Source organism: Croceibacterium atlanticum, assembly GCF_001008165.2.
Classification (GTDB): Bacteria; Pseudomonadota; Alphaproteobacteria; order Sphingomonadales; family Sphingomonadaceae; genus Croceibacterium_C; species Croceibacterium_C atlanticum.
Genome location: NZ_CP011452.2, coordinates 2987684 through 3001892, shown reverse-complemented (window position 1 = coordinate 3001892; position 14209 = coordinate 2987684). Strand labels below are relative to the sequence as shown.

Below are 14209 nucleotides of genomic sequence, written 5' to 3'. Positions count from 1 at the left end.
CGAAATTCTCCTCTCGATTGCGCCCGTGCATGGGCGCGCTGTGTCTCGTTTCAGAAGTTGGACAATATGGTCAGGCTCCGCGAATCCAGCGGTTTGCCCTGGCGCTGCAATTCAAGCTCGCGCGTGCGGAGCTTCTTCTGTTCGTCAATCAGGAAAGCGTGGATCGCCCTGGCCTGTTCCGGATCGAGTATGTCGTCCCAGCGGGGCATGCCGTTGGGCAGCAACAGCCCTTCCAGCACGATCTGGTCGAATGCGCCATGCACGCCTTCGCTCATCCGGCGCAGATCGGGCAGCGGCGCACGCGGCTGGTTGGAATGGCACATCGAACAATTCTCGGTAAACAATGCCGAACCAGTTGCGATCATTTCCGGCGTCGCATCGGCGAACTGTTCCGGCGGCTGCGGCGCGGGTTGCAGCGGCGGCAGATCGTCGGGGATCGGAACCTCCCCGCCATCCAGCTTGAATACCAGCAGCCGGTTCTGGTTGCCCTTCTTGTAAGCGACCGCATAACCGGGCACGAAGCCCCAGCCGCCACCGCCCCAACCGGCCTGAACGGCGACATATTGCACACCGTCCACACGATAGGTCATCGGCGCGGCAAGGATCGACGTGCCGGTTTCGATAGTCTTCAGCAATTTGCCGGTTTCGGCGTCGAACACCTTCAGACGGCCCGCAATATCGCCATGGAATACAAGGCCGGAGGCGGTGGAAAGCACGCCGGCGCGATCCTGCCAGCCATCATGTTCCGCCGTCCATTTCACTTCGCCAGTCGCCGCATCCACGGCACGCAATTGCGAACTGAAGGGCATGTCCTGCACCTGCTGCCATTGCGGCAGCGCCTTGACCGCTTCCTGCATTGGTGGCGGCAGGGTGGCCAGCGCCTGTTGCAGATCGGCGGTGAAGATCAGTGCCGCATCGGCATTCAGCGCCTTCGGTTTGTGCGGCGGGTTTTCCTGCCCCGGCGGAATGAACATCAGGTTGCCCATATCCACGAAACTGGCAAAATAGAGCCCGCGCGTGGGATCATAGGATGCCGGGTGCCAGTTGCGGGCGCCGGAACTGGCGGGAAAGACGATCTTCGGCCCGGTTGAATAATCCGAATATTCAGGCGTCAGCTTCGGCTTGCCGGTTTCCAGGTCCCAGCCGGATGCCCAGCTGGTGCGAACCATCTGCTGTGCGACCAGCGGCTTCCCGGTTTCGCGGTCCACCACGAAATAGAACCCGTTTTTCGGCGAATGGAGGATGACCTTGCGCTGGTTTCCGCCCACTTCCATGTCGGCCAGGATCATCGGCTGTGTCGCCGTCAGGTCCCAGCTGTCCGTCGGGGTTTCCTGGAAATGCCACTTCATCTCGCCCGTTTCGCGGTCCAGCGCGACGAGAGAGTTGAGATAGAGATTATCGCCGCCTTCGGGCGAGCGGATGGCCAGTGGATAGGGCCCGCCATTGCCGACGCCGATGATGACCTGGTCATAGACCGGATCATAGGTGATCGCGTCCCACACCGTGCCGCCGCCGCCAATGTCCCAGCGGCTTTCCGGATCCCATGTTTCCAGCGCATCTTCCAGCGCAAGGGATTCCTGCGGCCCTTCCGCCGGGTCGTGCGGGATGGTGAAGAAGCGCCAGACTTCCTCCCCGCTGCTGGTATCATATGCAGTGACATAACCGCGCACGTCATATTCGGCGCCGGCATTGCCGATTATCACCAGGTCGCCGGCCAGTTCGGGTGCGCCGGTAATGGTATAGCCGCGCGAACGATCATTGATCGTATCGACCTTCCACAGCACGGCGCCGCTCGCACCATCCAGCGCATAGAGCCAGCCATCCAGCGCGCCCACGAACACCGTGTTGCCATCGTGGCCGTGCTGCACGGCCACGCCGCGATTGGCCTGGTCGCAACAGGCGGCGCGGTTGGCCTGCATGTCGATATCCGGAACGAAGGTCCAGAGCTCCTCTCCGGTTGCGGCGTCCAGCGCATAGACACGGCCGAGATTGCCCGACGTGTACATGATGCCGTCAATGACGACCGGCGTCGCTTCCTGCACCCGCGCAGTGCCGAGATCATATTCCCAGGCCAGGCCCAGCCGCCCAACATTGGCGGCATCGATATCGGTCAGGCGGGAGAAATAGCTTTCCGCCCAGTCGCCGCCCGGATTGTTCCAATCGTCCCCGGCACCATAGACCGAAATATCGATGTCCGGCTTGTCCCGCCCGCCGGAACAGGCAGACAGGGCAAGGGCCGCCGCCGCGACGACAAGCAGCTTCCTCATTTCGGCCACAGGTCCTTGTACTGTTCCAGCACGGAATGCAGGGTGCGCGGCTTCTGGCCGGTGATCATTTCCACATCGTCGCTCAACACGTCGAAATAGCCTTCGCGGATCGACTGGCCGAACGTCACCATCCCTTCACTCGCCCATGGAATCGGCCCGTCGGGCAGAATGTCCGAAGCGGTGCGCGGCACGCCCAGCGAATCGAAATACTGGTACATGCCTTCATCATCGACCGGGATCAGTTCGATCGGCTTGCCCGCCATTTCGGAAATCATGGCCAGCGCCTGCGGAATGGAAAGCCGTTCCGGCCCGGTAATGTCATAGGCCTTGTTGGCATGGCCTTCCTGGGTCAGCACGCCAACCGCGGATGCCACGCAATCTTCGCGGCTGACCATGGCCACTTTCCCGTCGCCCGCATTGTCGGGCTTGCTGCCCGCCTCCAGCGCCGGGATCGCCATGGCGGTGGCCACGGCGTTGGAATAGAGGCTGTTGCGCAGATGGGTCCAGGCTGCGCCGGATTTCTCGATCAGCTGCTCCGTCGCATAATGATCGTGCTGTTCGATGCCCGGATGCTGCGCCATGCCCCCGCCGATAACCGAGGTGTAGACGATATGCCCCACGCCATTGGCCACGGCAGCTTCCACCGCATTGCGGTGCTGTTCGACACGGGTGCCGACACGGGTGGTGGATATCAGCAGCATCTTTTCGCCGCCCCTGGTGGCGGCGGCCAGGCTTGCCGGATTGTCAAAATCGGCCTGCCTTACATGCGCGCCCGTCTCCGCGAATTCGGCCAGGCTTTCAGGTGTGCGTGACAGGAAGACGAGATCTTCGGCCGCACATTTTCCGAGCAATTGCCGCGCAGCCGCACTGCCAAACTGGCCCGACGCGCCGGTGACGATGATCTTACCCAAAATTCCTCTCCCTCAGGCACGCAGAGGTAAACCCGCCTGCTTGGCAACAATAATAACGAGTGTTACGGTTGAGGCAACAGAAGGGAGAGCCATACGTGAACAAACTGTCCGTTGAAGACCGCCTGGGCTTGCAGGATCTGCTCGCCAATTACAGCTGGGCGCTCGATACCGGCGATGCCGATGCCCTGGTGGAATGCTTCACCGAGGATTGCCTGATGAGCGAGGAGGTGTTCGAAGATCCGGACATCTGGAACGGCCACGAAGGGATTCGCGGCCTGGTCAAACATTATTCCAATGCGCCCGGCTTCCCCGGCCGCCAGCATCATGTGACCCAGTGCCAGTATTTCCCGCAGGAAGATGGCTCGGTAAAGATGAAGAGCTTCGCCTTCGTCACCGAATGCCATGGGGAGCCGCCCTTCGAGCTGCGCTTCGCCGGCTGGTATGACGATCATGCCGTGAAGGGCGAGGATGGCAATTGGCGTTTCAAGCGGCGCCTTGTGCGGCTGTGGGACGGCGAAGTGCTGAAGAACTTCCCCGGCCATGGCGAATGGAAACCGCGCAAGCGGCCCGCCAGCCTGATCATCAAGAAATAAATATTCCGGCAATCACGGGCGGCGATCAGGGCAAATTCCGGATCGCCGCCTGTCAGCCGAACGTCCTCACCCGCGCGGCGCGAGGACCCAGCCGATTACCAGACCGGGATCGACCCGCGGCGCCGCCACGGATGCCAGGGCGCGCCCGGCGCTTTCACCGGGTTTCGCGGCATAATCGGCCAGCGCTTCCACCCAGTCACCCCCTGCCATCCGCGCCATGCGGGCAATACCCTGCCATCCGGGGAGGCAGCTTTGGGCGGAACAGCTGCGGGCGCGGCCATGGATTTCGGCCACGCGCACATAGCCGGATTCCCGCGCGACATCTTCCAGCATCAGCGCATCGGCATGGCGGCTGACACCGGCAATCAGGGACGGCCGGCGTTCAAGCACCTTGCCGGCCAGGCGGATGCGATCCCCTTCCAGCGCAAGCACTTCACCGCCGCGCATCCGCCCGGCATCGGCAAAGCGGCGCCCAGCGGCCAGCGAGGAATCATGCAGCAGCACGCTGTCTTCCCCATGGCGCCAGCGCCATTGCGCCAGCCCGGCCACGGTCGGGACGGCAAGCGCGCCGATCAGCGCGGCCCGGCGTGTGGTGGTGATCATTGCGCCACCCCCTCATGCGGACCGGCGGCCAGATATTCCGCGATCTGTTCCAGCTGTTCATCGCTCACTTCGCCGCGCGGGATCGCCGGCATGTTGCCGATGCCCATGCGCGCCGCGGTGACGACATATTCGGCCGTCAGATCCTCGCGCAGTTCAAGGTTCGGCTGGTCCATGCGGCGGCCGAGCAGGCCGTGGCCCATGCCGTTGGGCGCGTGGCACATGGCGCAATATTCGACATAGAGCGCTTCCCCGCCGGTCGCTTCGGGCCGCTGCGCCAGGGTGATCGGCTGCGGCATGGGCGGCGGGCCGCCGGGCGCGGCGCTGATTTCACCGCCGACACCCGCTTCCGAACCTTGTGAACAGGCCGTCAGCGCCATTGCCAGCGCAACGGATACCAGCCGCTTCATGCCACTCTCCCCTTGGAACCCTTGGGCCAGATACCGCTCTTCCCCGGCGCCAGAATGCCATTGGGATCGAGTGCGTCCTTCACCGTTTCGTTCAACCTGCGCAGCGAACCGCCATTGAAATCATAAGTGTCGGATACGAGGTCCATATAATCGAGATGGGTGCGGTATTCGCAATATCCGTGCTGTTTCGCATCGGCCACCAGCGTGCGGAAGAAGGGATCCACCTTCGCCATCATTTCCGGCGAATCCTTGTCGAAGATCATCGCGTTGACATTCAGCAGGTGGCGTTCGCCAAAGGCGAAGCTGCCCTGATAATCCATCCCGTATTCCTGATAGCGGGCATAGGTCCGCTTGAACTGTTCCAGCGCCGCCGTGCCATCCTGCGGCAGGACGGGCGAAAAGCCGATATGGCCGCCGCGGCCGCCATACCAGTTCACATTCTGCATCGGGAACGTCATCGGCGTGCCGGTCCAGCCGGTATATTCAAGCGGTTCGCCCTTCACCCAGCTGGTCGGCTTGATCGCCATCGGGTTGATGTCGTTCATCGCCTTTTCGAGGATCTTGTAGGCCGCCTTGTTCACCTCTTCCCGGCCGTAAAGACGCAGCGACACGCCCCACCAGCCAATGCCGAACTGCTTGCGGATCTTGTCGATCACTGCATCGGACAGGGCGCCGGGTTCATCCGTCCACTGGTCGCGCGTGGTCAGCACGGCGGCGGCACGCAGCCAGTTGCCGATGCTGGGGCTCTGCTGCAGCACGCCTTCGCGGCGCAGCGGGCCGATCGTGTCGATCATCGCCTTCAGGTCTTCGGGCCGGTCGAATTCGACATCCATGCCCATCAGGCTTTCCGGTTCCGGCATCAGCCACAGACCCATCTTGGTGACGACGCCGAAATTGGACTGCACGAACATCTGGTCCCAGCCGGGGCCAAAGCCGAAGGGGTAAAGCTGCCAGCTGGGCGCACCTTGCGCCGCGCCCATGCCGGTGCGCACCAGTTCGCCGCTGGGCAGCACCACTTCCATGCCGCAAATGCGCTTCGTATGTTCGCCATAGGGCGTGTAGCCCAGCCCGCGATCCAGCGCATTGCCCATGACCGAGCCCCAGCTATTGCCCGGCGTGCTGATCCAGAAAGGCAGATTATTGGCCTGGATGTAATCATACAGGTCGTAGAAGCTGACGCCCGGTTCGACGATGACGGTTCCGTTCGCCTCGTCAAATTCGATCTTCTTCATGCGGCTGAGATCCATCACCACACTGCCCGCGAGCAGGGGGGCGGTGCCGCCATATCCCAGATTCTTGCCGCGGCTGATCGGCCAGATCGGCAGGCGATACTGGTTCGCCACGCGCAAGGCGGCCTGCACCTCCTCCACGCTTTCGGGCGCGATCGCGCCTACCGGGTGATGCGCCGCATCGTCGACGGCGAACTTGTCTTCGTAACTCGTTCGGTCGAGATCGGTGAAGAACACCTTCTTCGCGCCCAGCACGCTTTCAAAGGCGCGCTGGGCCTGGGTGACCTTGGCTTCGGTGAAGCCGGGGGGAAGCGGAATATCGGCCATCTATTTCAATCCATCGACCATTTGGTGCGCGCAGGCGGACGTGCCCCGGCATCGAGCCGGATCACTTCGCCATTGAGCAGGGGTGTATGCAGCACGAAATCGACAACCTCGGCAAATTCCTCGGCCCGTCCCGCGCGTTTGGGAAATTCTGTATCGGCCAGCAATTCGGCCACGAAATCATCCGGCAGATGCGCCACCATCGGCGTTGCCATGAAGCCGGGCGCGATGCCGTTCACGCGAATGCCATGGCGCGACAGATCGCGCGCCCAGACCAGGCACAGCCCAGCCATCGCGGACTTGCTGGCGGTGTAGGCGCCCATGCCTTCCTGCCCTTCGAAACTGGCGATGGAACAGGCATTGACGATCGCCCCGCGTTCGCCGTCTTCCCCCACGGGATCATTGCCGATCATCCGCGCGGCGACGGCGGCCGTTACATTGGCCGCGCCCAGCAAATTTACTTCCACCACTTTGCGGAAAGCGGCCATGTCGCCCGGCCCTTCTGCCGATGCGATGGGGCCGATGCCGCCAATGCCGGCACAATTGATCAATATGTGGATCGGCCCGTCGATTGAATCCACGGCCGCCTGCACGGCGGCATGATCCGATACGTCACAGGCGATATGGCGCACGCCATCCGGCGCTTCGCCAGTCGGGTCGAGCGATACGACCTTCGCCCCGGCGGCGGCCAGCCATTCAGCCGTGGCGCGGCCAAGCCCCGAATTGCCGCCCGTGACCACGGCGCATTTTCCTGCCGGCTCCATACCCTCTCCCTCGCCACGCTTCCGAACGCGACTTTAACGCTCGTTACTTTTCAGGTAGCACCACGCAGAGTCAAGCGAGGGAGAGGGTCTTGGCCACACGAGAAGAACTTTATGCAGTCCTGGACCGCTTCATCGCCGCGCTGGAACGGCGCGATCCCGCCGGTGTGGAATGGGCGGATGATTTCCTGAATTCGGAAAACAATGTCGTGCTGCAACCCGGCGACGGGTTGTGGAACACGATCACAGCGCGCGGCGATTATGACCTGCGATTCGCCGATGAGCGGACCGGGCAGGTCGCGCTGTTCACCTGTGTCGAGGAAACAGATGCGCTTTCCCCCGCCGCCTTCAGGCTGGGCATCAAAGACGGCCGGATTGCCGAGGCGGAGACAGTGATCGCCCGCAATGCCGATGAAGGCTTCCCCTTCAAGGGCCAGAAATTCGAACTCAAGCCGGTGATGGAAGCGATGGTGCCCGCGGGCGAAACCTCCCCGCGGGAGGAATTGCTGGAAATCGCCAATGGCTATTTCGAAACGATCGAACGCAATGACGGCACGATCAACACGAAATTCCACCCGCATTGCAACCGCGTGGAAAACGGGGTGCAGACGACCAACAACCAGGATTTCCCCCTGCCCATCGCGCGGCTGGGTTGCGAAGAACAATTCGCGCTCGGCTGGTATCGTTACGATGATCGGCTGCGTGCGCGCCGATTCCCGCTGGTGGATGAGGAACGCGGCATCGTGCTGGCCCATGGCTTTATCGATCATTGCGGCATTGTCGGGGATTATGAACTGGCCGACGGCACCCCGGCATCCAGCCCGGTGCGCAGGCCCCATTCCTATTACCTGGCCGAAGCGTTCAAGATCCGCGCCGGTGCCATCGAACAGGTGGAGGCCGTGTTCCATACCGTGCCCTATCACATGCCCAGCCCGTGGGATTCCCGCTCATGACCGGCGGGCGCCGTATCGCCGCGCTGATCCTGCTGGCGGGCGTAATGCTGATCGACGGCTATGACCTGAACGCCATGGCCCTGGCGCAGAAATATCTCGCGCCCGAACTCGGCCTGAAGGAAACCGATTTCTGGGTGGTCCATTCCGCCGTGCTGGTGGGCCTTGGCATCGGCGCCCTGCTGATCGCCCCGCTGGGCGACAGGTTCGGGCGAAAACGGATCATCGTTACCGGCTGCCTGGTCATCGCGGTGACCACCCTGGCCACGGCGCTTTCCGCCAGCATCGCCACCTTTGCCATCTGGCGATTGCTGACGGGCATCGCACTGGGCGCCTGCCTCGCCAATGTTTCCGCCCTTTCTTCGGAAATCGCGCCGGAAGGGCGCCGTTCCACGGTCATGGCCGTGGTGTCGGCCGGTATCGCCATCGGTGCCATGGCGGCCGGCTTCACCGCGCCGGAACTGGTCGGCTGGGGCGGATGGGAAATGCTGTTCCTCGTGCCCGGCGGGATCGCGCTGATGCTCGGGATCGGGCTGGCTTTTGTCCTGCCCGGCAACAAGGCGGCGGCGGATGGCGCCAGACCCGCATCGGGGACCAAATCCGGCGTGCCGCTGATGGACTTGCTGCGGCCACCGCTGGCCTTCCCGCTGGCCGTTTTCGCCTCCACCTACATGATAAACGCAATTGCGCTCTACATGCTGGTGAGCTGGACGCCGGTGGTGCTGCCCAATGCCGGATTCGATGTGGATCTCGCCGTAAGGATACAGGGATTGCTGCAGGGTGCGGGCCTGTTTGTCAGCATTTTCCTGGCCTTCCTGCTGGACAGGTGGAAGCCGGGCCTGACGCTGACCATCGGCTATCTGCTGATCGGCGTCGCTTTCCTGGCGATATGGGGAACACCGGCCGATCCGCTGAGCTGGAGCATTCTGCTGCTGATTGCAGGCGGCGGGATCACGGGCATTCACGGCGCGCTGATGGCGCTCAGCCCCAAGCTGTTCCCGTCCACCGTACTGTCATCCGCGATTGGTGCGGCTGTGGCGATTTCGCGCATTGGCGCAATCGCCGCGCCGCCCATCGGCGCGGCATTGATCGACGGCGGGGTTTCCCCCGCGGGCTATTTCCTGTCGCTGACCATCCCCGTCGGGCTGTGCGTGCTGCTGACGCTGCTGATCCCGAAGGTGATCCGCAAGGATATCAGGGCTTGAAATCAAGCCCGCCGACACGTTCGGCAAAGCGCCAGCCTTCGGGGGTCAGCACGATCCGGTCGCGGAACCAGCCGACCAGCGGCGAATTCGCGCTCATTTCGGGCAGTTCGCCTTCGGGTGCGACTTCGCCCTGGAAAAGCAGGATCGCGCTGAAGGCGCGGGCCGTTGCCGGGCCTTCCACATCCACCACCGTATTGGCGATCACATGGCGCTGCGCACGCGGCTTGCGCGCCTTGAAGCTTTCCAGAATCGCTTCCCGCCCGATCACCGGATCGCCGCCGCTGGGCCGCATGAATCGCGCATCTTCGGTATAAAGCCGGGCGACCGCGTCCCAGTCCTGCGCATCGTTGAGATTGGCGTAGTGATTGACGAGCCGGATGCATTGCGCCTCGATCGAAAGTCTCTCGTCCAGGTCCATCATGCCGTCTCCATCGTCTGCTGTTGTTGGTTTCGCGCGCCTCTAACGCAAGGCGCCCCGGTCTGGCCATCCATTGCGGACAGGATTTGCGGTCAGTCTTCGTCCGCCTGTTCGCCTTCGGGCCGCGTGGATTCGAGGAACAGCGAATTGCCGCGATCATCGGTGGCTTCCAGCGTGCAGATCAGCACATCCATGATCCGGTCCAGCGCCGCCACATCTTCGTCCGAAAGCTTGTGCAGCAGATATTCGGCCACCTTCACGCTTTGCGGGCGCATGATGGCATAAAGCCGTTCCCCCTCTTCCGTGAGGCGCAGCGTCTTGCGCCGCCGATTGCGCGGGTCCGGTTCCACGGAGATGCGGCCATGTTTTTCCAGCGTGGCCACGGCGCGGCTGACGCTCATCGCATTGACGCCGGTATGTTCGGACAGTTCATGGCTGGCGCAGGGGCCAAGCCAGCCGATCGCCATCAGCATCCGGAATTCATTCATGCTGATGGAATAACGATCCGCCAGATGGGTGGAAAACGGCGCCATCAGCCGGTTGGTCAGCTTCAGCAGCTGGTGCAGCGTACCAACCTTGTTGATCTTCCTTTCACCGCCCTGGTCCGCCTCCGCATCCCGGCGGCCCGGCCTTTTTTCTCCATTGGCCTGCACGAAACCCCCCTTCTTTTTTGCATCCGGTCAATGCCGGGCTTTCCGATAACCTTAACAGCCGTTACGTTCATAAGCGAGGAATCACTGGGAGAGCTAGGATCATGGGCGCGTTTCCGCAGACTATTCACTTTATCGGCACCAATACACCGCGCCGCGTGGAGATGGCCGTCCGCAATCTGGAGGTCGAGGGCGAAATCCCGGCCGAGGTTGACGGCGCCTTTTTCCGCGCCGTTCCGGACAATGCACATGCACCGATGTTCGAGGACGATATCGCCCTCAACGCCGATGGCATGATCAGCTGCTTCCGCTTCACCGGCGGGGCGGTCGATTTCGAGATCAAATATGTCGAAACCGAACGCTACAAGGCGGAAAAGGAAGCGCGCCGGGCGCTGTTCGGCCGTTACCGCAACCCCTTTACCGACGATCCGAGCGTGGAAGGCGTGGACCGCACCGTGGCCAATACCACGCCGGTCTGGCACGCCGGCCGCCTGTTCATGACGAAGGAGGATGGCCGCGGCTACGAAATCAATCCGCACACGCTCGAAACCATCGGCAAGTGGGATTATTACGGCGCGCTGAAATCCGAAACCTTCACCGCCCATCCGCGCATCGATGCCAGCACCGGGGAAATGTTCTTCTTCGGTTATGAAGCCGGTGGCCTGTGTTCGCTGGACGTGGCCTATGGCATTGCGGACAAGGACGGAAACCTGAAATCCGAAGTGTGGTTCGACCAGCCCTATTGCTCGTCGATCCATGATTTCGTGATCACAGAAAAATACGCGATCTTCCCGATCTTCCCGACCCTGGCCGATCTGGACCGCCTGAAGGATGGCGGCGCGCACTGGGCGCATGATCAGGACAAGCCGAGCTATGTCGGCATCATGCCGCGTTACGGCGATGCGTCGCAGATCCGGTGGATCGAAGGGCCCAAGGGCGTATCCTGCTTCCACGAGGTCAACGCCTATGACGATGGCGATTTCGTCCATCTGGACCTGTGCCTGACGGACACGAACGCATTTTCCTTCATGCGCGAAGCCGGCGGCATCCACCGCGATCAGCAGGACATCAAGGGCGCGCTGACCCGCTGGACCATCGACATGTCGAAGGACGATCCGCAGATCGAAAGCCGCGAACTCGGCCCTCCGGGTGATTTGCCGCGTCTGGCCGATGCGGATCAGGGCCGCAATTACAACCGTGCATGGTATCTTTCCATGAATCCGCAGCCCAAGGGCCCGCCGATGCTGGGCGGCCCGGTAGGCATCAATTTCAACGCATTGCTGCGCATCGAACCCGGCAATGGCCGCATCACCATGATGGAGCCCACGCCCGGATCGGCGCTGAGCGAGCCGGTGCATGTCGTTGCCAACGATCCCGACCATGGCGGCTGGCTGTTGCTGGTGGTGGATACGCCCAACGGCCCTCCGGGACAGGGCAATCCTTCCGACTATTCCAGCGAATTGTGGATCCTGGAAGCCGACTTCATCGAAAAAGGCCCCATTGCCAAGGTGAAGACCGGGCTTGCCCTGCGCAGCCAGGTGCACGGCACATGGGTCAGCCGCGCCAAGCTGGACGCATCGAAGGTCAAGTAATCCCTTTCTGACGCCCCGTTGCCCGCAAGGCAGCGGGGCGCATTGCCGTGCGAGTTTTCCGATGTTCAAATGGGTCTATCACGCCGTCCGCGTGATCTTTGGCGGATGGTGGCTGTTTTCCGGCCTCATGCATTTCCTGTGGCCGCATCTGCAGCCGCTCGGCGATGAAAAGCCCGCCATCGATTTCACCCTTGCGCTGATGGCCAGCGGCCTGTTCGAATGGATCAAGGTGATAGAGGTCGTGCTGGGTGTCACCATCCTGCTGAACCGCGCAATGCCGCTGTCCATCATTGCGCTGGTTCCGGTGAACATCGTCATCATCTACTGGAACCTGGTGCTCGACACCGGGATGACCGAATGGACCTTCGGCATCCTCAGCGCCATCTTCAACATCATCCTGATCTGGCCCTGGCGGCATTATTTCTGGCCATTGATCGTGTGGAAGGGGCGCGCCGATTACGGGATGGAGCCGGGCTGGCCGCAATCGCCGGGCAATCCCCCCGCCTGATCGCGCCGACAGGCACGTTCTTCCCACGCTTGCGCCCTGCCCGCCCACGGGCATACTCTCCGGTAAAAAGCGAGGAGAGGAACGATGGGCTGTCGCCTTCTGGGGGCCGCACTGGCTGTGCCGTCATTATTGGCGGCAATGCCGCCCGCGGCCATGGCGCAGGAACGGGCAAGCGAAATTGCACAATCCTGGCAGGCGCCGCGAACAGGCTGGGGCGATCCCGATCTGCGCGGCAAGTGGCCGGTGGATTATCTCGGCCAGACCCCACGCGAACGCCCGCCGGAATTCGGCAATCGCCGCTATCTGACGGAAGAGGAATATCAGGCCGCCCTGCAGCGCGGGCAGGCCCAGCTCGATCGTTATGACGCCGAACAGGAAGCCGGCACGATGGGCATGGGCCATTGGGCGGAGCGTGGATTGCCGCTGCGCCAGACATCCATGATCGTGGAGCCGGAGAATGGCCGCTATCCCCCGCTGACCGAGGAAGGCAAAAGGCTGAAGGCTGCCGAACGCACATCCTGGAACACCGAAGTGTTTGACAGGATGGAGGATTTCGGCCTGTTCGACCGATGCATCTCGCGCGGGATGCCGTCATCCATGTTGCCCGGAAACTATAATGGCGGGATCGAGATCTTCCAGGCTCCCGGACTGGTGGCGATCAGCCTGGAAATGATCCACGAAACACGGCTGATCTATCTCGACGGGCGCGATCCGCCGCCGCCGGAAGTGACCGATTATCTCGGCTATTCCCGCGGGCACTGGGAAGGCGATACGCTGGTGATCGAAACCACCAATTTCACCCCCGGCGCATCCGCCGGCCCGGCCCCGAACAGCGGCCAGTTGCATATCGTGGAACATCTGACCCCGGTCGGCCCCGATGAAATCCATTACGAGGCATGGGTGGAAGACCCGGTCGTGATGGTCGGACGTTACAAGATCGACATACCGTGGCAGCGGGATGATGATTACGGCATGTTCGAATATGCCTGCCATGAAGGCAATGTGCAGATACGCGGCTACATCACCTCCACCAGCCCGCGCTTTGCCGCCATGCGGGAAGCGAACTGGGCGGAAACAGCGGAGGAAGGCCCTTCCGAATAGGCAGGGTTCAACCGCGCCGCCGAATGTCCGGCGGCGCGGTTGCGGGTCAGGTCAGGCGTGTTCGGGATCGGCCGTCGCTTCGGCGTTGGCCCCGCCCTTCTTCGTCAGCGCATTGGCCAGCATTTCGGAAACGAAGCCGAAAGCGGCCCCGATTACCACGGCCAGCACCACCGGCACGAAGGCCGCCTGCGGCGCCTTGTCGGCCAGCAGGATCGGCCCTGCGATGGAGGCGAAACCATAGACGCTGGCGGGAATGGTCGAAAGCCATCCGATGGCGGATGACAGGCAGATCAGAGCCGCGCCAAGGCCCACCGCAACCGGCGCGGCCATGATGCCGAGGCCGGCCAGCGCACCGCCGGCAAGCATGACGGCAACCATGCCGACCAGCGCACCCCAGCTCATGCAGACAATGGCAGTCGTGCTGCCCTTGGTGCCGCCGCCCGACTGGAAGTGGCAGCCCCATGCGATGAATGAAATCCAGACCAGCCCGGCCAGGCTGGTGGCCGCCAGCGGCCCCACGAACAGCCAGGTATCGACCACGGCAAGAACGCCGACAGACACGGCGAGCGCAAACAATGCGGGCATGAAATCCCCCTCTCCCAAGATGTGTTTTTTCTAGGGCGTCCCGGACAGGCCGACCGCCGGGGAGGAAAGCTAAGCCAAGGTCATGCGTGCGCCAAATGATTTCGG

Annotated in this window: 15 protein-coding genes; 6 read left to right on the top strand and 9 right to left on the bottom strand. The window is 62.6% G+C overall.

Translation table 11 applies throughout. The annotated features are described in order from the left end of the window. Positions 1-50: 50 nt before the first annotated feature. Together WYH_RS14190 and WYH_RS14185 are read right to left on the bottom strand one after the other, a co-directional pair. Positions 51-2267, bottom strand: coding sequence for a PQQ-dependent dehydrogenase, methanol/ethanol family (locus WYH_RS14190; protein WP_046904355.1), 2217 nt, complete (start codon positions 2265-2267; stop codon positions 51-53). After that, positions 2264-3178 (bottom strand): SDR family oxidoreductase, encoded by a 915-nt coding sequence (locus WYH_RS14185; RefSeq protein ID WP_046904354.1) that lies wholly within the window; start codon positions 3176-3178, stop codon positions 2264-2266. The genes WYH_RS14190 and WYH_RS14185 overlap by 4 nt, the downstream gene beginning before the upstream one ends. Before the next feature lie 95 nt (positions 3179-3273). Between WYH_RS14185 and WYH_RS14180 the strand changes: the two genes are divergently transcribed. Next, positions 3274-3771: a nuclear transport factor 2 family protein gene (locus WYH_RS14180; protein ID WP_046904353.1), complete on the top strand. Its 498-nt coding sequence runs from the start codon at positions 3274-3276 to the stop codon at positions 3769-3771. Positions 3772-3837: 66 nt separating this feature from the next. On the opposite strand, the gene WYH_RS14175 is transcribed toward WYH_RS14180, so the two are convergent. Genes WYH_RS14175 through WYH_RS14160 form a run of 4 tightly spaced genes read right to left on the bottom strand, consistent with a single transcriptional unit; the run spans position 3838 to position 7098 of the window. Beyond that, positions 3838-4374 carry a hypothetical protein gene (locus WYH_RS14175; RefSeq protein WP_053833601.1) on the bottom strand — a complete coding sequence of 179 codons (537 nt, stop codon included), beginning with the start codon at positions 4372-4374 and terminating at the stop codon, positions 3838-3840. Continuing rightward, entirely contained in the window at positions 4371-4781 is a 411-nt protein-coding gene (locus WYH_RS14170; protein ID WP_046904352.1) for a c-type cytochrome, read from the bottom strand. The genes WYH_RS14175 and WYH_RS14170 overlap by 4 nt, the downstream gene beginning before the upstream one ends. Continuing rightward, entirely contained in the window at positions 4778-6337 is a 1560-nt protein-coding gene (locus WYH_RS14165; RefSeq protein ID WP_046904351.1) for an FAD-binding oxidoreductase, read from the bottom strand. Before WYH_RS14165 ends, WYH_RS14170 begins: the two co-directional genes overlap by 4 nt. Before the next feature lie 5 nt (positions 6338-6342). Next, a complete protein-coding gene (locus tag WYH_RS14160) occupies positions 6343-7098 on the bottom strand; it encodes an SDR family NAD(P)-dependent oxidoreductase (protein ID WP_046904350.1) in 756 nt (251 codons plus the stop codon). Positions 7099-7187: 89 nt separating this feature from the next. Here WYH_RS14160 and WYH_RS14155 point away from each other — a divergent pair, with 89 nt between their 5' ends. Both WYH_RS14155 and WYH_RS14150 read left to right on the top strand, forming a co-directional pair. Next, positions 7188-8048, top strand: coding sequence for a DUF8021 domain-containing protein (locus WYH_RS14155; protein WP_046904349.1), 861 nt, complete (start codon positions 7188-7190; stop codon positions 8046-8048). Beyond that, positions 8045-9250: an MFS transporter gene (locus WYH_RS14150; protein WP_046904348.1), complete on the top strand. Its 1206-nt coding sequence runs from the start codon at positions 8045-8047 to the stop codon at positions 9248-9250. Before WYH_RS14155 ends, WYH_RS14150 begins: the two co-directional genes overlap by 4 nt. On the opposite strand, the gene WYH_RS14145 is transcribed toward WYH_RS14150, so the two are convergent. Both WYH_RS14145 and WYH_RS14140 read right to left on the bottom strand, forming a co-directional pair. After that, positions 9240-9671: a nuclear transport factor 2 family protein gene (locus tag WYH_RS14145; protein WP_235980016.1), complete on the bottom strand. Its 432-nt coding sequence runs from the start codon at positions 9669-9671 to the stop codon at positions 9240-9242. The genes WYH_RS14150 and WYH_RS14145 overlap by 11 nt on opposite strands. Positions 9672-9760: 89 nt before the next feature. Continuing rightward, positions 9761-10321, bottom strand: a complete 561-nt coding sequence (locus WYH_RS14140; protein WP_244877930.1) for a MarR family winged helix-turn-helix transcriptional regulator — start codon at positions 10319-10321, stop codon at positions 9761-9763. 101 nt (positions 10322-10422) lie between these two features. Here WYH_RS14140 and nov2 point away from each other — a divergent pair, with 101 nt between their 5' ends. From nov2 to WYH_RS14125, 3 genes are all read left to right on the top strand, one after another. Then, on the top strand, positions 10423-11910 hold the full coding sequence (gene nov2, locus WYH_RS14135; protein WP_046904347.1) for a lignostilbene-alpha,beta-dioxygenase NOV2: 1488 nt from the start codon (positions 10423-10425) through the stop codon (positions 11908-11910). Between the two features lie 61 nt (positions 11911-11971). Continuing rightward, a complete protein-coding gene (locus WYH_RS14130; protein WP_179945420.1) occupies positions 11972-12418 on the top strand; it encodes a hypothetical protein in 447 nt (148 codons plus the stop codon). Positions 12419-12502: 84 nt separating this feature from the next. Beyond that, positions 12503-13519, top strand: a complete 1017-nt coding sequence (locus WYH_RS14125) for a hypothetical protein (RefSeq protein WP_156320152.1) — start codon at positions 12503-12505, stop codon at positions 13517-13519. 51 nt (positions 13520-13570) lie between these two features. On the opposite strand, the gene WYH_RS14120 is transcribed toward WYH_RS14125, so the two are convergent. Beyond that, complete coding sequence (locus WYH_RS14120) at positions 13571-14104, bottom strand: DUF1097 domain-containing protein (RefSeq protein WP_046904345.1); 534 nt, start codon at positions 14102-14104, stop codon at positions 13571-13573. Positions 14105-14209 lie beyond the last annotated feature (105 nt).